At 70.4% G+C, this 21,557-nt stretch carries 19 protein-coding genes; 17 read left to right on the plus strand and 2 right to left on the minus strand.

The window, feature by feature from the left end; all coding sequences use genetic code 11:
• Positions 1–225: 225 nt before the first annotated feature.
• On the minus strand, positions 226–1,740 hold the full coding sequence (locus HW130_RS06800; protein ID WP_177148519.1) for a hypothetical protein: 1,515 nt from the start codon (positions 1,738–1,740) through the stop codon (positions 226–228).
• Between the two features lie 152 nt (positions 1,741–1,892).
• On the opposite strand from HW130_RS06800, the gene HW130_RS06805 reads away from it, so the two are divergent.
• Together HW130_RS06805 and HW130_RS06810 are read left to right on the plus strand one after the other, a co-directional pair.
• Positions 1,893–2,684, plus strand: coding sequence for a class I SAM-dependent methyltransferase (locus HW130_RS06805; RefSeq protein ID WP_177148520.1), 792 nt, complete (start codon positions 1,893–1,895; stop codon positions 2,682–2,684).
• Positions 2,685–2,706: 22 nt separating this feature from the next.
• A complete protein-coding gene (locus HW130_RS06810) occupies positions 2,707–3,468 on the plus strand; it encodes an SDR family oxidoreductase (RefSeq protein ID WP_177148521.1) in 762 nt (253 codons plus the stop codon).
• Between the two features lie 88 nt (positions 3,469–3,556).
• On the opposite strand, the gene HW130_RS06815 is transcribed toward HW130_RS06810, so the two are convergent.
• Complete coding sequence (locus HW130_RS06815; protein WP_177148522.1) at positions 3,557–4,345, minus strand: C40 family peptidase; 789 nt, start codon at positions 4,343–4,345, stop codon at positions 3,557–3,559.
• A 691-nt stretch (positions 4,346–5,036) separates the two neighbouring features.
• Between HW130_RS06815 and HW130_RS06820 the strand changes: the two genes are divergently transcribed.
• The 15 genes from HW130_RS06820 (at position 5,037) to nuoN (ending at position 21,461) form a co-directional block, all read left to right on the plus strand.
• Positions 5,037–5,396 (plus strand): NADH-quinone oxidoreductase subunit A, encoded by a 360-nt coding sequence (locus tag HW130_RS06820; RefSeq protein ID WP_003974383.1) that lies wholly within the window; start codon positions 5,037–5,039, stop codon positions 5,394–5,396.
• 19 nt (positions 5,397–5,415) lie between these two features.
• The gene (locus HW130_RS06825) at positions 5,416–5,970 is read left to right on the plus strand and encodes an NADH-quinone oxidoreductase subunit B family protein (RefSeq protein ID WP_177148523.1); all 555 of its coding nucleotides are present in this window, start codon (positions 5,416–5,418) and stop codon (positions 5,968–5,970) included.
• Positions 5,971–6,091: 121 nt separating this feature from the next.
• Positions 6,092–6,820 (plus strand): NADH-quinone oxidoreductase subunit C, encoded by a 729-nt coding sequence (locus HW130_RS06830; protein WP_177148524.1) that lies wholly within the window; start codon positions 6,092–6,094, stop codon positions 6,818–6,820.
• Positions 6,821–6,875: 55 nt separating this feature from the next.
• Positions 6,876–8,192, plus strand: coding sequence for an NADH-quinone oxidoreductase subunit D (locus HW130_RS06835; protein WP_177148525.1), 1,317 nt, complete (start codon positions 6,876–6,878; stop codon positions 8,190–8,192).
• Positions 8,189–9,025: an NADH-quinone oxidoreductase subunit NuoE gene (gene nuoE / locus HW130_RS06840; RefSeq protein WP_256355930.1), complete on the plus strand. Its 837-nt coding sequence runs from the start codon at positions 8,189–8,191 to the stop codon at positions 9,023–9,025. The genes HW130_RS06835 and nuoE overlap by 4 nt, the downstream gene beginning before the upstream one ends.
• Positions 9,025–10,404 (plus strand): NADH-quinone oxidoreductase subunit NuoF, encoded by a 1,380-nt coding sequence (nuoF, locus tag HW130_RS06845; protein ID WP_177148526.1) that lies wholly within the window; start codon positions 9,025–9,027, stop codon positions 10,402–10,404. Before nuoE ends, nuoF begins: the two co-directional genes overlap by 1 nt.
• A gap of 61 nt (positions 10,405–10,465) precedes the next feature.
• Positions 10,466–12,973: an NADH-quinone oxidoreductase subunit G gene (locus HW130_RS06850; RefSeq protein WP_177148527.1), complete on the plus strand. Its 2,508-nt coding sequence runs from the start codon at positions 10,466–10,468 to the stop codon at positions 12,971–12,973.
• Entirely contained in the window at positions 12,970–13,101 is a 132-nt protein-coding gene (locus HW130_RS35725) for a hypothetical protein (protein WP_256355931.1), read from the plus strand. The genes HW130_RS06850 and HW130_RS35725 overlap by 4 nt, the downstream gene beginning before the upstream one ends.
• Positions 13,098–14,498 carry an NADH-quinone oxidoreductase subunit NuoH gene (nuoH, locus tag HW130_RS06855; RefSeq protein ID WP_177148528.1) on the plus strand — a complete coding sequence of 467 codons (1,401 nt, stop codon included), beginning with the start codon at positions 13,098–13,100 and terminating at the stop codon, positions 14,496–14,498. Before HW130_RS35725 ends, nuoH begins: the two co-directional genes overlap by 4 nt.
• Complete coding sequence (gene nuoI / locus HW130_RS06860) at positions 14,461–15,123, plus strand: NADH-quinone oxidoreductase subunit NuoI (protein WP_218183207.1); 663 nt, start codon at positions 14,461–14,463, stop codon at positions 15,121–15,123. Before nuoH ends, nuoI begins: the two co-directional genes overlap by 38 nt.
• On the plus strand, positions 15,120–15,959 hold the full coding sequence (locus HW130_RS06865) for an NADH-quinone oxidoreductase subunit J (protein WP_177148530.1): 840 nt from the start codon (positions 15,120–15,122) through the stop codon (positions 15,957–15,959). Before nuoI ends, HW130_RS06865 begins: the two co-directional genes overlap by 4 nt.
• On the plus strand, positions 15,956–16,255 hold the full coding sequence (nuoK, locus tag HW130_RS06870; protein ID WP_064070011.1) for an NADH-quinone oxidoreductase subunit NuoK: 300 nt from the start codon (positions 15,956–15,958) through the stop codon (positions 16,253–16,255). Before HW130_RS06865 ends, nuoK begins: the two co-directional genes overlap by 4 nt.
• A 15-nt stretch (positions 16,256–16,270) precedes the next feature.
• Positions 16,271–18,214: an NADH-quinone oxidoreductase subunit L gene (gene nuoL / locus HW130_RS06875; RefSeq protein WP_177148531.1), complete on the plus strand. Its 1,944-nt coding sequence runs from the start codon at positions 16,271–16,273 to the stop codon at positions 18,212–18,214.
• A 5-nt stretch (positions 18,215–18,219) separates the two neighbouring features.
• Positions 18,220–19,809 (plus strand): NADH-quinone oxidoreductase subunit M, encoded by a 1,590-nt coding sequence (locus HW130_RS06880; RefSeq protein ID WP_177148532.1) that lies wholly within the window; start codon positions 18,220–18,222, stop codon positions 19,807–19,809.
• The gene (nuoN, locus tag HW130_RS06885) at positions 19,806–21,461 is read left to right on the plus strand and encodes an NADH-quinone oxidoreductase subunit NuoN (RefSeq protein ID WP_177148533.1); all 1,656 of its coding nucleotides are present in this window, start codon (positions 19,806–19,808) and stop codon (positions 21,459–21,461) included. Before HW130_RS06880 ends, nuoN begins: the two co-directional genes overlap by 4 nt.
• The last annotated feature ends 96 nt before the right edge of the window (positions 21,462–21,557 follow it).

The following is a 21,557-nucleotide window of genomic DNA, read 5'->3' on the forward strand; positions in this document are numbered from 1 at the left end:
GCCGTAACCCGCCGGGGGCGGCCCTGCTCCCCGGGCTGCGGGGCCTGCGGAGGTCTCCATGCTCATGCGAACCTTGCGACCGAGTACCTCTGACCCGGACTTGCCAAAGTGACCCCGAAGGCGTGACCGCCCGGCGGGCACAGGGGGACGGCTGGAGGAACGGGCGACCGAGCGGTCGTGGGTCGTTGGAGCGTCGCCCGCGTGCCGGGCCACGAAGGGGCAGCCTCAGCGGCCCGCGGCCGAGACATGGACCCGCAGGCCCGTCAGGCTGCCCAGGTCCGGCAGCGGATGGGCGGGCCACGCGCGGGCGTACGCCGGGGGGCGTCCCCCTCCCGCGACCACGACGGCGACCGGCCGGTGGCCGGCCGCTGCCGCGAGTTCCTCCGGCGTGATGCTCTCGTCGTGGCCCCAGGGCTGGCGGGAGGCGCAGCCGGCGCGGAACGCGATGCGGATCGCCTCCGCGCCGCTGACCACGCACGGCGGGCGCACACCCAGGGCACGCAGTTCGGCGGCGATGCGCCCGAGATCGGCGGTGTTGCGCCGCACCCGTTCCGCCGCGCTGTCGGCCACCCGGAACTGGATCGCCAGATGCGCCGCCACGGCCACCGCGACGATCCCGACGGCGATCCGCCGCCCGCGCGGCCGGGGCCGGCACGCCCGGACGAGGCCGTACGCGACGGGCAGGGCGAGCAGGGCGTAGGCGGGCAGCAGGAAGCGCGGTGCCGCGTAGCCGACGGTGAACAGGTAGGGCGCGGCCAGCGCGGCACCGACGACAGTCGCGACCACCAGCGGCGTGCGGTGGCGGCGGGTGCGGGCGGCGGCCCGCACGCCCGCCGCCACGAGCAGCGGCAGGACGAAGAACCACAGGGCGGCCGCGGGGTGCCGCCAGGCCACGTCGCAGGGGCGGCACAGCAGGCGCCCGTCGAGGGCGCGTACGTGATCGTCGATCGAGAAGTACCAGCCGAGCCGGCCCTGGATCTCGCTGGCCCGGTCCAGCCGGGCGGCGAGGCCCCCGTACGAGACATACGCCTCGACGATCCACGGGGCACAGCCGGCCACCACGCCAGCGGCGAGCAGGACCAGCAGCAGCGGCCACCGCCAGGCCCGCATCACCACGGCCGCGACCGCGAGCGGCAGCGCGAGCCACACCGCGTCCGTGGGCCGCATCAGCGCGGCGAACGCCACCCCCGCTGCCATGCCGGCCGGCGCCCACCGGTCGCCCGGGCTGCGCGCGGCCCGCAGGAAGCAGCCGACCGCGGCGAGCGCCCCGTAGGCGACCCACAGGTTGGGCATCGCCTGCGAGGCGTAGAACATCGTGATCCACAGGCTGGCGAACAGCCCGCCCGCGACGCCGAGGACGGGAGCGGGCAGCAGCCGGCGCCACACCCACAGCGCGAGGAACAGGCCGCAGCCCGCCAGCACGGCCATGAAGACGCGCAGCGCCATGACGGAGGTGGTGAGCGCCGTGACAGGCGCGACGAGGAAGGTGACGCCCCGGGCGCGCGGCGCGCTGAAGAACGCCGCCGGCGCCTGCGGGCTCACCTGACTGACGTACACCGACTCGTCCCAGCCGAGCCCGAGACCCGGGGCGATCAGCGCGAGGTGGACGAGTACGAAGGCGGCGGAGACGGCCGCGAGCCAGGGCAGAGCGTTCCCGGCGGCCGTCCCGGCGCGTGGTCCCCGCAGCACCTCGCCCGCCGCACCGGTCAGTGCCCCGTTGATCACGCCTGTTTCCCGCATGGCAGCCAAGATGCCGCCGGCTGCGGCCGGGCGCCCGGGCCGGCGCGGCAGTCGGACCAACGCGCGTTCCGAACGAGTGAGCCCGTGCCGGTCGTCGCGTGAGCTGGTTAGCATCCGGAAAGGGGCAGCCCACGGATGGCACGGAGGCCGTCATGCAACAAGGACGCACATCCCGCCTGTCGGTGAACCGCTCACGCCTCGGCCACAAGGTGCGGTACGCCCTGCGCCATCCCCGCCGCGTGGTGCCCCATCTGCGCCGGGCGGGCCGGGACGCGTGGCTGCGGCTGCGCCACCGCGGCGGCCACGTCGCGTACTACCGGGCCGTGATGGCGTCCGACACCGCGAGGAGCCCGGAGGCGGCGGTCGGCGGCGGGCCCTCGCACGACCGCTGGCTCGCCATCGGGCAGATGCAGTTCGACTACCTGCGCGAGCACGGCCTGCGGCCGCAGGACCGGCTGCTGGAGATCGGCTGCGGCAACCTGCGGGCCGGCCGGCTCTTGATCGACCATCTGGAGCCCGGCCACTACTACGGGATCGACATCTCGCCGGACATCCTCATCGAGGCGAAGAAGACCCTCGTCCGCTACGGGCTCCAGGACAAGCTGCCGTATCTGACACCCGTCGACGATCTGACCCTGGACTTCCTTCCCGACGCCGCCTTCACGGTCGTGCACGCGCACAGCGTCTTCTCGCACTCGCCGCTGGAGATCATCGACGAATGCCTCGCGCACGTCGGACGGATCCTCGCGCCCGGCGGCTTCTTCGACTTCACCTACGACCGCACCGAGACGCGCGAGCACCAGGTGCTGGGCGAGGACTTCTACTACCGTACGGAGACGCTGGTACGGCTGGCCGCGCGCCACGGTCTGGCCGCCCGGTTCATGGACGACTGGGAGCGCCTGCCGCACGGTCAGTCGAAGCTCCGCGTCACCCACGCGGGGTGACGAGCGAAGGGAGAACCACCCCATGCGGGTCGCGGTAGCGGGCGGCACGGGCCTGGCCGGGCGGCACGTCGTCGGGGAACTGCGGGCGGCGGGTCACGAGCCCGTGGTGCTGGCGCGGTCGACCGGCGCCGACGTCACCACGGGCCGGGGGCTGGACGCCGCGCTCGCCGGCGCCGAGGTGGTGATCGACGTGACCAACGCGGCGACGATCAGCCGCCGCAAGGCCGTCGCCTTCTTCGAGTCGGCGTCGCGCCATCTGCTCATGGCGGAGGAACGGGCGGGCGTGCGCCACCACGTGGCGCTGTCGATCGTGGGCATCGACCGGGTCGGCCACGGCTACTACCAGGGCAAGATCCGTCAGGAGGAGGTCGTGGCGGCCGGCCCGGTCCCGTGGACGGTGCTGCGCGCCACCCAGTTCCACGAGTTCGCCGACGAGCTCCTCGACCGCATGCGGGGGCCGCTGGCGCCGATCCCGCCGATGCGCGTGCAGCCGGTCGCCGTCCGGGAGGCGGCCCGCGCGCTCGTCGGGCTGGCGCTGGGCCCGGCCGTGGGCATGGCCCCGGAACTGGCGGGCCCCCGCGAGGAGCTGCTGATCGACATGGTCCGCCGTGTGCTGCCGGCCCGGCACGAGCGGCGCTTGGTGGTGCCGGTCGGGTTCCCGGGCGCGGCGGGCCGCGCGATGGCGGCCGGCGGCCTGCTGCCGACGGGGCCCGGCCCGCGCGGCACGCAGACGTTCGACGAGTGGCTGCGGCAACGGCGGGCGGCACCGGGCGGCCGGGCCTGAACCGCCGGGGCGCGGTCACGGGGGTGAGTACGACGAAGGCCGCCGCTCCCTTTCCGGAGCGGCGGCCCGTCGAAGACGTCGACAGCCCTCAGAGCACGCGGACCGCGCCGCTCGCCGGGTAGCCGGACAGGTCCTGGATGACGACGCCCTTGCTCGGGTTCGCGGCGTCCAGGTACTGGCCGTTCCCGATGTAGACGCCCGTGTGGTACGCGGAGCCGGCGCCGCCCCAGTAGAGGATGTCGCCGACCTGGAGGTTGGAGGTGCCGACCTGGGTGCCGGCGACCGACTGGTCCTGCGAGACACGCGGCAGCTCGATGCCGACCTGGCGGTACGCGGCCTGGACCAGGCTGGAGCAGTCCCACGCGTTGGGACCGGTGGCGCCCATGATGTACGCGTCGCCGAGCTGCGCCTTGAGGAAGGCGACGACGGTGGCGGCGGAGCCGCTCGCGGGGGCGGTGGAGGCGGACAGCGTGGTGCGCTCGGCGTCGCGGGAGGCGCGCGCCTCGGCCTCCGCCTCGGCGCGGGCCTTCGCTTCCGCCTTGGCCTTGGCCTCGGCCTCGCGCTCCGCCTCGGCCTTCGCCTTCTTGGCCTTCTTGGCCGCCTCCTCGGCGGCGGCGTCCTCCTGCGCCTGCAGTTCGAGGTCGAGCGCGACCTGCTGCGTGGCCTCGGCCGACTGCGCGACCGCGGCGGAGAGGTCGGCGGACGTGAGGACGGGCATCTCGATGGTCTGGGTCACCGGCTCGGCATTCGCCGGCCCGGCGGCTCCGGCCACCGCGATGGTGCTGAGGAAGCCACCGGCAACTCCGGTCCGGATCGCGACTTTCGACGCTCCGCGGCGGGGCTTCCGGTGGCTGGGTATGTGAGCGGTGTGGGACATGAGTACAACCGCTATCAGGGCCCGACGGTTCCCTTCAAGAAACGTGGGTTGCGCCACAGTTACGAACGGAACCTGTGAATCCGCTGCGGATGGACCTTTATTGACGCCGTAACGGGCAAACCGGGCATGCGTGATCACGGCTGTGATCATGGGCTTTCCGTAAAAGGTCCGAATTGCCGTCGGCCTATCACCCTCTCGCCTGGATGGCCAAGCCCGCTTTTGTTGAACTCTTGAGAGAGTGGCGCAGGTCACAGAAGGGTCAACGTCCGGACCTCCGGAGGCTCGTGAACGCGCGCACGCGTCCACCGTTGTCCGCCCCGTCCCACGGTCGAGTGAGCGGATGTCCTCTATCACCCATTGCGGTCCATTGCCAATTTGCCTGCATGGGCCACCACTTGATAGGGCACCGCGCGTTTGACCAGCGGTAACCGCGCCGGATGTCACGTCTGGTGATCACTCGGGAGCTTCACGTATGAAGATCACGGCTCATCCTCGTTCATGATCGTTCGTCGGGTGGTGGAGATCACAAACGTGATGCCCGACCCCGTGTCGCAGATCACAGACCGACAGGCATAGGATGCGGAGCAGTCGGGCTTGTGAACTGCCTCACATATGCATGATCTTCGCGAGGCGGTGAGGCGATGGCCCGGTGCGGTCCAACGGTCAAGGACGACTGGAAGGAGCGGGGAGGGTGAATGCTTACGCGCCCATCCTTGTGCTCGGCGCCCTCGGGGCAGGGTTTGCGATCTTCTCCGTGGTCATGGCCACGCTTATCGGCCCAAAGCGGTACAACCGGGCGAAGCTTGAAGCGTACGAGTGCGGCATCGAGCCCACGCCGACGCCGGCCGGTGGCGGCCGCTTTCCGATCAAGTACTACCTGACGGCGATGCTCTTCATCATTTTCGATATCGAGATCGTCTTCCTCTATCCCTGGGCCGTCACCTTCGACGCGCTGGGGATCTTCGGGCTCGTGGAGATGCTGCTCTTCGTGCTCACCGTCTTCGTCGCCTACGCGTACGTGTGGCGGCGCGGCGGCCTGGAATGGGACTGAGGGGCGAAGGGGCACTCCTATGGGACTCGAAGAGAAGCTGCCGAGCGGCTTTCTGCTGACCACCGTCGAACAGGCCGCGGGCTGGGTGCGCAAGTCGTCCGTGTTCCCGGCGACCTTCGGCCTGGCGTGCTGCGCCATCGAGATGATGACGACGGGTGCCGGGCGGTACGACCTGGCCCGGTTCGGCATGGAGGTCTTCCGCGGCTCGCCGCGCCAGGCCGACCTGATGATCGTGGCCGGGCGGGTGAGCCAGAAGATGGCGCCCGTCCTGCGCCAGGTCTACGACCAGATGCCCAGCCCCAAGTGGGTGATCTCCATGGGCGTTTGCGCCTCATCGGGCGGAATGTTCAACAATTACGCGATTGTGCAGGGTGTTGATCACATCGTCCCCGTCGACATCTATCTGCCCGGCTGCCCGCCGCGCCCCGAGATGCTGATGGACGCGATCCTCAAGCTCCACCAGAAGATCCAGAGCTCCAAGCTCGGCGTGAACGCGGAGGAAGCGGCCCGCGAGGCGGAGGAAGCGGCCCTGAAGGCGCTCCCGACGATCGAGATGAAGGGGCTGCTCCGGTGAGCGACGCGCGCGCGGCCGCCGGGCCGCAGCCGAACACGAAAGCCGCACCTCTGCGCCGCGTGGGCGGAGACGGGGGCACCACCCGGGCGTCAGCTCTGGGGGACACCAAGGGGATGCAGTGATGACGGACCAGCCCAATCCCGAGAAGGAGCTCTCCGGGCAGAACCTTCCCGGGCAGCGCGGTGAGCACGGCGAGGAGATCCGCGTCCAGCGCGGCATGTTCGGCGCCAACAACGGAGGGGATACGTCCGGTTACGGTGGGCTCGTACGCTCCGTACGGCTCCCGGGGCCTGCCACCCGCCCCTACGGCGGCTACTTCGACGAGGTCGCCGACGAGCTCGAAGGCGCCCTGGAGGAGCAGGGCCTCCTCCCGGAGAACGCCATCGAGAAGACGGTCGTCGACCGCGGCGAACTCACCTTCCACATCGCGCGCGAACACCTGCTCCAGGTGGCGAGGACCCTGCGCGACGACCCGGCGCTGCGCTTCGAGCTGTGCACCGGCGTGAGCGGGGTGCACTACCTCCATGACAAGGGCCGCGAACTGCACGCCGTCTACCACCTGCGTTCGCTCACCCACGGCCGGCTGATCCGGCTGGAGGTCGCGGCGCCGGACAGCGACCCGCACGTCCCGTCGCTGGTGTCGGTCTATCCGACCAACGACTGGCACGAGCGCGAGACGTACGACTTCTTCGGGCTCGTCTTCGACGGCCACCCCGCCCTCACCCGGATCATGATGCCGGACGACTGGCAGGGCTTCCCGCAGCGCAAGGACTATCCGCTCGGCGGCATCCCCGTCGAGTACAAGGGCGCCCAGATCCCGGCTCCGGACCAGCGGAGGTCGTACTCGTGAGCGCCCACCCGCCACCCGGCCAGCGCCCCTCATCGACTCCCCTCGGGAGGCTCCAATGACCACCGCTTCCCCCCGCGAGACCACCGAGGGGACCGTGTACACGGTCACCGGCGGCGACTGGGACGAGCTCGTCCAGTCCGCGGCCAAGGCCGACGACCAGCGCATCGTGGTCAACATGGGTCCGCAGCACCCCTCCACGCACGGCGTGCTGCGCCTGATCCTGGAGATCGACGGCGAGACCGTCACCGAGGCCCGCTGCGGCATCGGCTACCTGCACACCGGTATCGAGAAGAACCTCGAGTACCGGACGTGGACGCAGGGCACCACGTTCGTCACGCGCATGGATTACCTGACGCCGTTCTTCAACGAGACGGCGTACTGCCTGGGCGTGGAGCGGCTGCTCGGCATCGACGACAGGATCCCCTACCGGGCGACGATCATCCGCGTGCTGCTGATGGAGCTCAACCGGCTCTCCTCGCACCTGGTCGCCATCGCCACCGGCGGCATGGAACTCGGCGCCACGACGATCATGATCTACGGCTTCCGTGACCGTGAACTCATCCTCGACATCTACGAGCTGATCACCGGCCTGCGCATGAACCACGCGTACATCCGGCCCGGCGGGCTCGCCCAGGACCTGCCGCCCGGCGCGGTGGACCAGATGCGCGAGTTCGTGAAGACGATGAAGAAGAACCTGCCGGAGTACGACAAGCTCGCCACCGGCAATCCGATCTTCAAGGCCCGGATGCAGGACATCGGGTACCTCGATCTCACGGGCTGCATGGCGCTCGGCGCCACAGGACCGATCCTGCGCGCCGCGGGCCTCGCCCACGACCTGCGCAAGACCGACCCGTACTGCGGCTACGAGACGTACGACTTCGACGTGCCGACCGCCGACACCTGTGACGCCTACGGCCGCTTCCTGATCCGTCTCGAGGAGATGCGCCAGTCGCTGCGGATCGTCGAGCAGTGCCTGGACCGCCTCGAGCCCGGGCCGGTCATGGTCGCCGACAAGAAGATCGCCTGGCCCGCGCAGCTCGCCCTGGGCCCGGACGGACTCGGCAACTCCCTCGACCACATCAGGAACATCATGGGCACTTCCATGGAGGCTCTGATCCACCACTTCAAGCTGGTGACCGAGGGCTTCCGCGTCCCGGCCGGGCAGGTCTACGCCGCCGTCGAGTCGCCCAAGGGCGAACTGGGCGTCCATGTCGTCTCCGACGGAGGCACCCGTCCCTTCCGGGTCCACTTCCGCGACCCGTCCTTCACCAACCTGCAGGCCATGGCGGCCATGTGCGAAGGCGGCCAGGTCGCCGACGTCATCGTCGCCGTCGCGTCCATCGACCCCGTGATGGGAGGCGTCGACCGATGACGGACGTATCGCTGGGCATGCCGCAACTGCCCGCGCCCGACTACCCGGCCGATGTGCGCGCCCGGCTCGAGGCGGACGCGAAAGAGGTCATCGCCCGCTACCCGGACTCGCGCTCCGCGCTGCTCCCGCTGCTGCACCTCGTGCAGTCGGAGGAGGGCCATGTGACCCGCACGGGCATGCGGTTCTGCGCGGACGTGCTCGGCCTCACCACCGCGGAGGTCACCGCGGTCGCGACCTTCTACACCATGTACCGGCGCAAGCCGTCGGGCGACTACCAGGTGGGCGTCTGCACCAACACCCTGTGCGCGGTGATGGGCGGCGACGCGATCTTCGAGGAGCTCAAGGAGCACCTCGGCGTCGGCAACAACGAGACGACCGAGGACGGCAAGGTCACCCTCGAGCACATCGAGTGCAACGCGGCCTGCGACTTCGCGCCCGTCGTGATGGTCAACTGGGAGTTCTTCGACAACCAGACGCCCGACTCCGCGAAGCGGCTCGTCGACGACCTGCGGGCGGGCCGGCAGGTCACGCCCACCCGCGGCGCGCCCCTGTGCACCTACAAGGAGACCGCCCGCATCCTGGCCGGCTTCCCCGACGAGCGCCCCGGCGCGGTCGAGGCGGGCGGCGGCGCGGGGCCCGCGTCCCTGATCGGGCTCCGCCTGGCCAGGGGCGAGGCCGCCCCGGCGACGCGCGTGGTCCACCCGCGGGGCGAGGCGCCCCAGGAGCGGCCGCAGCCCGGCTCCGAGCACCTCAGCTCTCATGATGCACCGCAGCAGACATCGGCATCCGACCCGGAGCACTCGGCCGGACCTGTCGGCGAGGAGGGGGAGTGATGACCGTGTCCACCGAATACGGGGGCAGCTCCCGGCCGGAGGCCGGCGGCGAGGCGAGCCCGGAGAAGCTGCTGGCCCCGGTGCTCTCCGCCTTCTGGGACGAGCCGGAGTCCTGGACCCTGGAGACCTACCGCAGGCACGAGGGATACGAGGGCCTGCGCAAGGCGCTGGCGATGTCGCCCGACGACCTCATCGCCTACGTCAAGGACTCGGGCCTGCGCGGCCGCGGCGGCGCGGGCTTCCCCACCGGGATGAAGTGGCAGTTCATCCCGCAGGGCGACGGAAAGCCCCACTACCTCGTGGTCAACGCCGACGAGTCGGAGCCGGGCACCTGCAAGGACATCCCGCTCCTCTTCGCCAACCCGCACTCCCTGATCGAGGGCATCGTGATCGCCTGCTACGCGATCCGGTCCCAGCACGCCTTCGTCTACCTGCGCGGCGAGGTCGTCCCCGTGCTGCGGCGGCTGCACGAGGCCGTCCGCGAGGCGTACGAAGCGGGCTTCCTCGGCAAGAACATCCTGGGCAGCGGACTCGACCTCGAGGTCACCGTGCACGCCGGCGCCGGCGCGTACATCTGCGGTGAGGAGACCGCGCTGCTGGACTCCCTGGAAGGCCGCCGCGGCCAGCCCCGGCTCAGGCCCCCCTTCCCCGCGGTCGCCGGTCTGTACGCGTGCCCCACTGTGGTGAACAACGTCGAGTCCATCGCCTCCGTTCCCGCGATCCTCAACAAGGGCAAGGACTGGTTCAAGTCGATGGGCAGCGAGAAGTCCCCGGGCTTCACGCTGTACTCGCTCAGCGGCCATGTCGCGAGCCCCGGCCAGTACGAGGCCCCGCTCGGCATCACGCTGCGCCAGCTGCTCGACATGAGCGGCGGCATGCGGCCGGGCCACCGGCTCAAGTTCTGGACGCCGGGCGGCTCCTCGACCCCGATGTTCACCGACGAACACCTCGACGTCCCGCTGGACTACGAGGGTGTGGGCGCCGCCGGGTCGATGCTCGGCACCAAGGCGCTCCAGTGCTTCGACGAGACCACCTGCGTCGTGCGGGCCGTGACGCGGTGGACCGAGTTCTACGCCCACGAGTCGTGCGGCAAGTGCACACCGTGCCGCGAAGGCACCTACTGGCTCGTCCAGTTGCTCCGGGACATCGAGAACGGGGCCGGCACCCTTGCCGACCTCGACAAGCTGAACGACATCGCCGACAACATCAACGGCAAGTCGTTCTGCGCGCTCGGCGACGGCGCCGCGTCCCCGATCTTCTCCTCGCTCAAGTACTTCCGCGACGAGTACGAGCAGCACATCACGGGCCGGGGCTGCCCCTTCGACCCGGCCAAGTCCACGGCCTGGGCCGACCGACACATCACGGAGGTGTCCGCATGAGTCCGGCGCACGCGCCCGGCACCGGCCGCGGCTTCGACTCGTCCCACCCGGAGGTGGACGCATGACCGTCACCACGTCCTCCGCCTCCGCCGGCGGAGCGGCCGCCCAGCCGCCGCAGGACCTCGTCTCGCTGACCATCGACGGCGTCGAGCTCTCCGTCCCCAAGGGGACGCTGGTGATCCGTGCCGCCGAACTCCTCGGCATCGAGATCCCCCGCTTCTGCGACCACCCGCTCCTCGACCCCGCCGGCGCCTGCCGCCAGTGCATCGTCGAGGTCGAGGGCCAGCGCAAGCCGATGGCCTCCTGCACCATCACCTGCACCGACGGCATGGTCGTCAGGACGCAGCTCACCTCGCCCGTCGCCGAGAAGGCGCAGAAGGGCGTGATGGAGCTGCTGCTGATCAACCACCCGCTGGACTGCCCGGTCTGCGACAAGGGCGGCGAGTGCCCCCTGCAGAACCAGGCGGTCTCGCACGGGCAGGCGGAGTCCCGCTTCGAGGGGAGGAAGCGCACCTACCAGAAGCCGGTGCCCATCTCGGCGCAGGTGCTCCTCGACCGCGAGCGCTGCGTGCTGTGCGCGCGTTGCACCCGCTTCTCCAACCAGGTCGCGGGCGACCCGATGATCGAGCTGATCGAGCGGGGCGCGCTCCAGCAGGTCGGCACCGGCGAGGGCGACCCGTTCGAGTCGTACTTCTCCGGCAACACCATCCAGATCTGCCCGGTGGGCGCGCTCACCTCGGCCGCGTACCGCTTCCGCTCCCGCCCCTTCGATCTGGTCTCCTCGCCGAGCGTGTGCGAGCACTGTGCGGGCGGCTGCGCCACCCGCACCGACCACCGGCGCGGCAAGGTCATGCGCCGTCTGGCCGCCGAGGACCCGGAGGTCAACGAGGAGTGGCTGTGCGACAAGGGGCGGTTCGCCTTCCGCTACGCCCAGCAGCGCGACCGCCTCACCACCCCGCTGGTGCGCAGCAAGGACACCGGTGAGCTGGAGCCGGCGAGCTGGCCCGAGGCGCTGGAGGCGGCGGCGGAGGGACTGCGTGCCGCACGCGGCCGGGCCGGCGTGCTCACCGGCGGCCGGCTGACCGTCGAGGACTCCTACGCGTACGCCAAGTTCGCGCGGGTCGCCCTGGGCACCAACGACATCGACTTCCGCGCGCGGGTCCACTCCGCCGAGGAGGCCGACTTCCTGGCGGCAGCGGTCGCCGGGCAGGGCCGGGACCTGTCCGGCACCGGAGTCACCTACACCTCGCTGGAGAAGGCGCCGGCGGTGCTGCTCGCCGGGTTCGAGTCGGAGGAGGAGGCGCCCGGTGTCTTCCTGCGGCTGCGCAAGGCCCACCGCAAGCACGGCCAGCGCACCTTCTCCCTGGCCACGCACGCCACGCGGGGCCTGACCAAGGCGGGCGGCACGCTGCTGCCCGCCGCGCCCGGCACCGAGACCGAGTGGCTGGACGCCCTCGCCTGTGGCACCGGCCTGGACGGGGACGGCGCGAAGGCGGCCGAGGCGCTGCGCGCCGAGGGCGCGGTGATCGTGGTGGGCGAGCGGTTCGCGGCCGTGCCCGGCGGCCTCACCGCCGCCCTGCGCACGGCGACCGCCACCGGTGCCTGCCTGGTGTGGATCCCGCGCCGGGCCGGTGACCGCGGCGCGATCGAGGCGGGCGCACTGCCGTCGCTGCTGCCGGGCGGCCGCCCGGCCACCGACCCGCGGGCCCGCGAGGAGACCGCCGAGGTCTGGCGCGTACGCGAACTCCCGCACCGCTACGGCCGGGACACCGGCCAGATCGTCGAGGCCGCGGCCACGGGCGAACTGGCCGCGATGGTCGTCGCCGGTGTCGAGGTCGCCGACCTGCCCGACGTGGCCCGCGCGCGGGAGGCGCTCGACGCCGTCGGCTTCCTCGTCTCGCTGGAGCTGCGGCCCAACGAGGTCACCGACCGGGCGGACGTCGTCTTCCCGGTCGCGGCCGTCGCGGAGAAGCCCGGCACCTTCCTCAACTGGGAGGGCAGGGTGCGGATGTTCGAGGCCGCGCTCAAGCCCGAGCAGATGACCCGGCCCCTCCCGCCGACCGACGCGCGGGTGCTGCACATGCTCGCGGACGCGCTCGACATCCCCTTCGGCCTCCCGGACCTGACGTCCGTACGCGCCGAGATGGACCGGCTCGGCCGCTGGGACGGTCCCCGCGCCGGCGAACCCGCCGAGTCGGCGAGGCCGCTGCCGCGGCCGGACGCGGGCGAGGCCGTCCTCGCCGGTCACCGGCTCCTGCTCGACCAGGGCGTGCTCCAGCAGGGCGACGAGGCGCTGGCCGTGACCCGGCACGCCGCCGTGGCCCGGCTGTCGGCGGCGACCGCGGCCGAGACCGGCGTCAAGGACGGCGACGAACTGCAGGTCTTCGGCCCGGCCGGATCGGTGCGGCTGCCGCTCCTGGTGAGCGAGATGCCCGACCGCGTGGTGTGGCTGCCCATGAACTCGGCCGGCGGCGGCGTGATGGCGGACACCGGTGCCCGTCCGGGCGAACTGGTCCGTATCGCGGCCGTGACGGGTGCCGTCGAGGCGACACCGGAGGTGCAGTCATGACCGCTCGAGTCACCCGCCGGCCGACGGCCGCGCGCCTGCGCGACGCCGTGCGGCCGTCCAGGTCCCTGACCCTCGTCGGCCTGCCGGGCGCAGCCCCGGCCACCCCCGCAACGGAGGTGCACGCATGACCACGCTGGCTCATGTCGCCGAAGCACAGCGCAGCGTCCTGGCTCTCGAGGACCTGTCGATGTTCGGGCGCGACCCCTGGTGGCTCGTCGTCGTCAAAGCCGTGTTCTGCTTCGCCTTCCTGATGGTGACGGTGCTCTTCTCCATCGTGTGGGAGCGCAAGGTCGTCGCCTGGATGCAGCTGCGCATCGGCCCCAACCGGCACGGTCCCTGGGGACTCCTCCAGTCGCTCGCCGACGGCGTCAAGCTGATGCTCAAGGAAGACGTGATCGTCAAGCGCGCGGACAAGGTGGTCTACATCCTTGCCCCGATCGTCGCCGCGATCCCGGCCTTCATGGCGATCGCCGTGATCCCGTTCGGCCCCGCCGGCAACGAGATCTCGATCTTCGGCCACCGCACCACGATGCAGCTGACCGACCTGCCGATCGCGATGCTCTACATCCTCGCGGTCGCCTCGGTCGGCATCTACGGCATCGTGCTCGCGGGCTGGTCGTCCGGCTCGACGTACCCGCTGCTCGGCGGTCTGCGCTCGTGCGCGCAGATGATCTCGTACGAGATCGCGATGGGCGCGGCGTTCGCCTCCGTCTTCCTCTACTCCGGGTCGATGTCGACGTCGGCGATCGTGGAGGCGCAGGCGGACCGCTGGTACATCCTGCTGCTGCCGGTCTCCTTCATCATCTACGTCGTCACGATGGTCGGGGAGACCAACCGGGCGCCGTTCGACATGCCGGAGTCCGAGGGCGACCTCGTCGGCGGCTTCAACACCGAGTACAGCTCCATCAAGTTCGCGATGTTCATGCTGGCCGAGTACGTCAACATGGTCACCGTCTCGGCCGTGTCGGTCACCCTGTTCCTGGGCGGCTGGCGGGCGCCGTACCCGATCTCCGCCTTCTGGGAGGGCGCGAACCACGGCTGGTGGCCGATGCTCTGGTTCGTCCTCAAGGTCCAGCTGCTGCTGTTCTTCTTCATCTGGCTGCGCGGCACGCTGCCCCGCGTGCGCTACGACCAGCTGATGAAGCTCGGCTGGAAGGTTCTGATCCCGGTCTCCGTCGTCTGGCTGATGCTGGTCGCGACCGTGCGGGCGCTGCGGAACGAGAACTACGACTTCCAGCAGATCGTGCTGTACGTCGCCGGGGCCGTGATCGCGGTCCTGCTCCTGTCCTTCGTCGCCGACGTCTTCCGCGGCAAGAAGGAGAAGGAGGCCGAGGCGGACAGGGCCGCGGCGCACGGCCCGTTCGACCCTATGGCGGGCGGATTCCCCGTACCGCCGCTGCCCGGCCAGGAGTTGCCGCCGGTGCCGCGCAGGCGCCCGCGCCGCGACCGCGAACTGATCGCCAGCGGCGGATCGCATACCGACAGTGATGGTCCTCGGGACGGAAAGGAGGCTGACGGTGTCTGAGGAATCCGAGAGCACGTTCCAGAATCCGGTCGCCGGCTTCGGCGTGACCTTCAAGGCCATGTTCAAGAAGCGGCTGACCGAGCAGTATCCGGAGCAGCAGAAGGTCACGGCGCCGCGCTTCCACGGCAGGCACCAGCTCAACCGCCATCCGGACGGGCTGGAGAAGTGCGTCGGGTGCGAGCTGTGCGCCTGGGCCTGTCCGGCCGACGCCATCTATGTGGAGGGCGCGGACAACACCGACGAGGAGCGCTACTCCCCGGGCGAGCGGTACGGCCGCGTCTACCAGATCAACTACGCCCGCTGCATTTTCTGCGGACTGTGCATCGAGGCGTGTCCCACCCGCGCGCTGACGATGACCAACGAGTTCGAGCTGGCAGACAGCAGCCGGGCGAACCTGATCTACACCAAGGAGCAGCTGCTCGCCGGTCTGGAGGAGGGCATGGTCGACAGCCCGCACGTCATCTATCCCGGCATGGACGAACAGGACTACTACCGGGGGCTGGTCACGGAGGCCGCGCCCGGCACCGTCCAGCAGGTGGCCCACTCCGAGGGCGAGACCGTCCAGGAGGCCGAGTCGACGTTCGGCGAGGGCGAACCGGCCTCGAAGAAGGTGATCGGGGCATGAACCTGCTCGCCGCCTCCGCCACCTCCACGGGCGAGGCCGTCCAGTTCTGGGTGCTCGGCACCATCGCGGTCGTCGGGGCGCTCGGCACGATCCTGATGAAGCGGGCCGTGCACAGCGCGCTCAGCCTCGCCGGGACCATGATCGTCCTGGCGGTCTTCTACCTCGCCAACGGCGCGTACTTCCTCGGCGTCGTGCAGATCATCGTCTACACCGGCGCGATCATGATGCTGTTCCTCTTCGTCGTCATGCTGGTCGGCGTCACCGCAGCCGACTCGCTGAAGGAGACGCTGAAGGGGCAGCGCTGGCTGGCCGCCGCCTGCGGGCTCGGCTTCGGCATCCTGCTGATCGCCGGTATCGGCAACGCCTCGCTGAAGAACTTCAACGGGCTGGGCGTCGCCAACAGCGCGAACGGCGGCAACGTCGAGGGCCTCGCCCGGCTGCTCTTCACCAAGTACGTCTTCGCCTTCGAGATCACCGGCGCCCTGCTGATCACGGCCGCGGTCGGCGCGATGGTGCTCACGCACCGCGAGCGCACCGAGCGGGCCAGGACCCAGCGGGAGCTGTCCGAGCAGCGCGTACGCGAAGGCAAGCACCTGCCGCCGCTCCCCGCGCCCGGTGTCTACGCCCGGCACAACGCCGTGGACGTCGCCGGACTGCTGCCGGACGGCACCCCGTCCGAGCTCACCGTCAACCGGACCCTGCGGGACCGCGGCCAGATCCGTGACGTGTCGGCCGACGCGCTGGAGGACCTCAAGGCGATCGAGAAGCGCTCCGAGGAGCGCCTCGGACGCGGCCGGGACGAGCACGACCGGGACGGACAGGAGGCCAAGCGGTGAATCCGGTCAACTACCTCTATCTCGCCGCCCTGTTGTTCACCATCGGTGCGGCCGGTGTGCTGATCCGGCGGAACGCGATCGTGGTGTTCATGTGCGTGGAGCTGATGCTCAACGCGTGCAACCTCGCGCTCGTCGCGTTCTCCCGGATGCACGGCAATCTCGACGGCCAGATCATCGCGTTCTTCACGATGGTGGTCGCCGCCGCGGAGGTCGTGGTCGGACTCGCGATCATCGTGTCGCTGTTCCGTTCCCGCCACTCGGCCTCGGTCGACGACGCCAGCCTGATGAAGCTGTAAGGGGACGGACGAATCGTGGAGAACCTGATTGCGCTGCTCGTCGCGGCGCCCCTGCTCGGAGCGGCGGTGCTGCTCTGCGGCGGCCGCCGGCTCGACCGCACCGGCCACTGGCTGGGCACCCTGCTCGCGGCCGCGTCCTTCGTCATCGGCGCCGTGCTCTTCGCCGACATGCTCGGCAAGGACGCGGAGGAACGCGCCCTGCACAGCACGCTGTTCAGCTGGATCCCCGTCGAGGGGTTCCAGGCGGACATCGCCTTCCGGCTCGACCAGCTGTCGATGACGTTCGTCCTGCTGATCACGGGCGTCGGCACGCTGATCCACCTCTACTCCGTCGGGTACATGGAGCACGACGAGCGGCGCCGCCGCTTCTTCGGCTACCTGAACCTGTTCCTCGCGGCCATGCTGCTGCTGGTGCTCGCCGACAACTACCTGCTGCTGTACGTCGGCTGGGAGGGTGTCGGTCTCGCCTCGTACCTGCTCATCGGCTTCTGGCAGCACAAGCCCAGTGCGGCCACCGCGGCGAAGAAGGCCTTCCTGGTCAACCGCGTGGGCGACATGGGCCTGTCGATCGCGATCATGCTGATGTTCACCACCTTCGGCACCTTCGCCTTCGGGCCGGTGCTGGAGTCCACGGGTGAGACGTCCGAGGGCATGCTGACGGCCATCGGCCTGATGCTGCTGCTCGCCGCGTGCGGCAAGTCGGCCCAGGTGCCGCTGCAGTCCTGGCTCGGGGACGCGATGGAGGGCCCGACCCCGGTCTCGGCCCTGATCCACGCGGCCACCATGGTCACCGCCGGCGTCTACCTGATCGTCCGCTCCGGCGCGATCTTCAACGCCGCGCCGGACGCCCAGCTGGCGGTCGTCGTCGTCGGTGCGGTCACGCTCCTGTTCGGTGCGATCGTCGGTTGCGCCAAGGACGACATCAAGAAGGCGCTGGCCGGTTCGACCATGTCGCAGATCGGCTACATGATCCTGGCGGCCGGTCTCGGTCCCATCGGATACGCCTTCGCGATCATGCACCTGGTGACGCACGGCTTCTTCAAGGCCGGGCTGTTCCTCGGCGCGGGCTCGGTCATGCACGGCATGAACGACGAGGTCGACATGCGCAAGTACGGCGGCCTGCGGAAGTACATGCCGGTCACCTTCGTCACCTTCGGCCTCGGCTACCTGGCGATCATCGGCTTCCCGGGCCTGTCCGGCTTCTGGTCCAAGGACAAGATCATCGAGGCGGCCTTCGCGTACGACGACGGCATCCGCGGCTGGATCTTCGGCGGCGTGGCCCTGCTGGGCGCCGGCATCACCGCGTTCTACATGACCCGCGTGATGATCATGACGTTCTTCGGCGAGAAGCGCTGGCAGCCCGCGCCCGACCCGGACACGGCGCCCAGCGTCGAGCCCGGTGTCGAGGTGCACCCCGGTGAGATGCCGCACCCGCACGAGTCGCCCAAGTCGATGACGATCCCGATGATCGTGCTCGCCTTCGGGTCGGTCTTCGCGGGCGGTCTGTTCAGCCTGAACGAGTCCTTCGTCCACTGGCTGGAGCCGGTCACGCAGTTCGAGCACCCGCACCCCGTCATCGGCGTCCCGGCGATCACGACCTCGACGGTCGTCGTGCTGCTGCTCGGCGCGGGGCTCGCGTACCTGATGTACGGGCGCCGCCCGGTGCCCGTCACGGCGCCGCGCGGCTCACTGCTCACCCGCGCCGCCCGCCGCGACCTGCTCCAGGACGACTTCAACCATGTGGTCCTGGTCCGAGGCGGTGAGCACCTCACACGTTCGCTGGTCTACGTCGACCACACGCTGGTCGACGGCGTGGTCAACGGCACGGCGGCCACGTTCGGCGGCCTCTCCGGCCGGCTGCGCAAGCTGCAGAACGGCTACGCCCGCAGCTACGCGGTCTCGATGTTCGGCGGTACGGCGATCCTGATCGCCGCGACCCTGCTGATGAGGGCGGTCTGATCGGTATGTCCGAAGTAGTGAACGCAGGCTTTCCTCTGCTGACGGCAACGGCCGTGCTCCCGGCGCTCGGTGCGATCGCCACGGCGGCCGTGCCCGCCGTGCGCCGGACGGCCGCCAAGTGGCTGGCCCTGCTCGTCTCCTTGGGCACCCTGGTGCTCGCGGCGATCGTGCTCGTCCGGTTCGAGCCCGGCGGCGATCGCTACCAGCTCGTCGAATCACACGCCTGGATCAAGGACTTCGGCGTCCGCTACGAGCTGGGCGTGGACGGCATCGGTGTCGCGCTGATCGCGCTGACCGCCCTGCTGATCCCGTTCGTGATCCTCGCCGGCTGGAACGACGCCGATCCGCAGGAGACCGGCAGCAAGCGGTGGCGGCCCACTCAGGGTTTCTTCGCGCTGATCCTGATGGTCGAGGCGATGGTGATCCTCTCCTTCGAGGCCACCGACGTCTTCCTCTTCTACATCCTGTTCGAAGCCATGCTCATCCCGATGTACTTCCTCATCGGCGGCTTCGGCGACCGCGCCCACGCGGGCACGGACGAGAACGCGGCGGCCCAGCGGTCGTACGCGGCCGTGAAGTTCCTGCTGTACAACCTGGTCGGCGGACTGATCATGCTGGCCGCCGTCATCGGCCTGTACGTCGTCGCGGGCAGCTTCTCGCTCTCCGAGATCGCCGAGGCCAGGGCGAGCGGCCAACTGGAGATGGCTGCCACCACCGAGCGGCTGCTGTTCCTCGGCTTCTTCTTCGCCTTCGCGGTGAAGGCCCCGCTGTGGCCCCTGCACACCTGGCTGCCGAACGCGATGGGCGAGGCGACCGCCCCGGTCGCCGTGCTGATCACGGCGGTCGTCGACAAGGTCGGCACCTTCGCGATGCTGCGCTTCTGCCTCCAGCTCTTCCCGGGGGCGTCGAAGTGGGCGACGCCGGTCGTCATCACGCTGGCGCTGATCAGCATCGTCTACGGCGCCCTGCTCGCCGTGGGCCAGCGGGACATCAAGCGCCTGGTCGCGTACGCCTCGATCTCGCACTTCGGCTTCATCATCCTGGGCATCTTCGCGATGACCAGCCAGGGCCAGTCGGGCGCGACGCTGTACATGGTCAACCACGGCATCTCGACCGCCGCGCTGATGCTGGTGGCCGGCTTCCTGATCTCGCGGCGCGGCTCGCGGCTCATCGCCGACTACGGCGGTGTGCAGAAGGTCGCCCCGGTGCTCGCGGGCACGTTCCTGATCGGCGGCCTCGCCACCTTGTCACTGCCCGGACTCGCGCCGTTCGTCAGCGAGTTCCTGGTCCTGGTCGGCACGTTCGCCGCCTATCCCGTGGCCGGCATCATCGCGACCTTCGGCATCGTGCTCGCCGCGCTCTACACCCTCGTGCTCTACCAGCGCACGATGACCGGCCCGGTGAAGGCGGAGGTCAGCGCGATGCCCGACCTCAAGGCACGTGAACTGGCGGTGGTCGCACCGCTGATCGCGCTGCTGCTCTTCCTCGGCGTGTTCCCGAAGCCGCTGACGGACATCGTCAACCCGGCCGTGGAGCACACGATGTCCGACGTACAGAAGCAGGACCCCCGGCCCGATGTGGAGGCGGCCAAGTGAGCGCTACAGCTGTCCACAGCCTGTGGACGACGGCTGCGGAGGTCGAGCCGCTCGGCAAGATCCCCGCGCCCCACATCGAGTACGCCCAGCTGGCACCCGTGCTGATCGTCGTCGGCGCGGCCGTGCTGGGGGTGCTCGTGGAGGCCTTCGTCCCGCGCAGGGCCCGGTACCACACCCAGGTGTTCCTGACCGTCGTCGCGCTCGCGGCCTCGTTCGCGGCGGTCGTCGGGCTCGCCGCCGGCGGGTACGGCACCACCAAGGCGCACATCGCCGCCATGGGCGCGATCGCGGTCGACGGGCCGGCGCTCTTCCTGCAGGGCACGATCCTGCTGGCGTCGCTGGTCGCCGTGTTCACGTTCGCCGAGCGCCGCCTCGACCCTGCTGCGCACGGCAAGCGCGTCGACTCGTTCGCCGCCGAGGCCGCCGCGGTCCCGGGCGGCGACCACGAGAAGGCCGCGGTGAAGGCGGGGTTCACCACCACCGAGGTGTTCCCGATCGTCCTGTTCGCGATCACCGGCATGCTGGTCTTCCCGGCCGCCAACGACCTGCTGACGCTGTTCATCGCCCTGGAGGTCTTCTCCCTCCCGCTGTACCTCCTGTGCGCGCTGGCCCGCCGCAAGCGGCTCATGTCGCAGGAAGCGGCCGTGAAGTACTTCCTGCTGGGCGCGTTCTCCTCCGCGTTCCTGCTCTTCGGCATCGCGCTCCTCTACGGCTACGCGGGCTCGGTGTCCTACGCCCGTATCGCCGAGGTCGTCGACGGCAGCGTCCGCACCATCGACCCGGCGCTCGCCGACACGATGGGCAACGACGCGCTGCTGCTGATCGGCGGCGCGATGATCCTCATGGGCCTGCTGTTCAAGGTCGGCGCGGTGCCGTTCCACATGTGGACGCCCGACGTCTATCAGGGCGCGCCGACCCCGGTGACCGGCTTCATGGCCGCGGCCACCAAGGTCGCCGCCTTCGGCGCGCTCCTGCGGCTGCTGTACGTGGTGCTGCCGGGCCTGACCTGGGACTGGCGTCCGGTCATGTGGGCGGTCGCCATCGTCACGATGCTCGGCGGCGCGATCGTCGCGATCACCCAGACCGACATCAAGCGGCTCCTGGCGTACTCGTCGATCGCCCACGCCGGCTTCATCCTCGCCGGTGTGATCGCCACGACGCCCGAGGGCATCTCGTCGGTCCTCTTCTACCTGCTCGCGTACTCCTTCGTGACGATCGGCGCGTTCGCGGTCGTCACGCTGGTCCGCGACGCGGGCGGCGAGGCGACGCACCTGTCCAAGTGGGCCGGTCTCGGGCGGCGTTCGCCGCTCGTGGCCGGGGTCTTCGCGGTGTTCCTCCTCGCCTTCGCCGGTATCCCGCTGACGTCCGGGTTCTCCGGCAAGTTCGCGGTGTTCAAGGCGGCGGCGGAGGGCGGCGCGGGAGCGCTGGTCGTGGTGGGTGTGATCTCGTCGGCGATCGCGGCGTTCTTCTACATCCGGGTCATCGTGCTCATGTTCTTCAGCGAGCCGAAGCCGGAGGGCCCGACGGTCGCCGTGCCGTCCCCGCTGACGATCACGACGATCGGCGTCGGCGTGGCGGTCACGCTGGCGCTCGGCCTCGCGCCGCAGTACTTCCTGGATCTGGCCGGTCAGGCGAGCGTGTTCGTGCGCTAGCCGTGGCACGACCGAGGGCCCGGTCTCTCCCCGAGGAGAGACCGGGCCCTCGGCGTGTCCGCGTACCGTCCGGGCAACCCGGCGGTGCTGCGGGTC

The organism is Streptomyces sp. PKU-EA00015 (genome assembly GCF_013387495.1).
Taxonomy (GTDB): Bacteria; Actinomycetota; Actinomycetes; order Streptomycetales; family Streptomycetaceae; genus Streptomyces.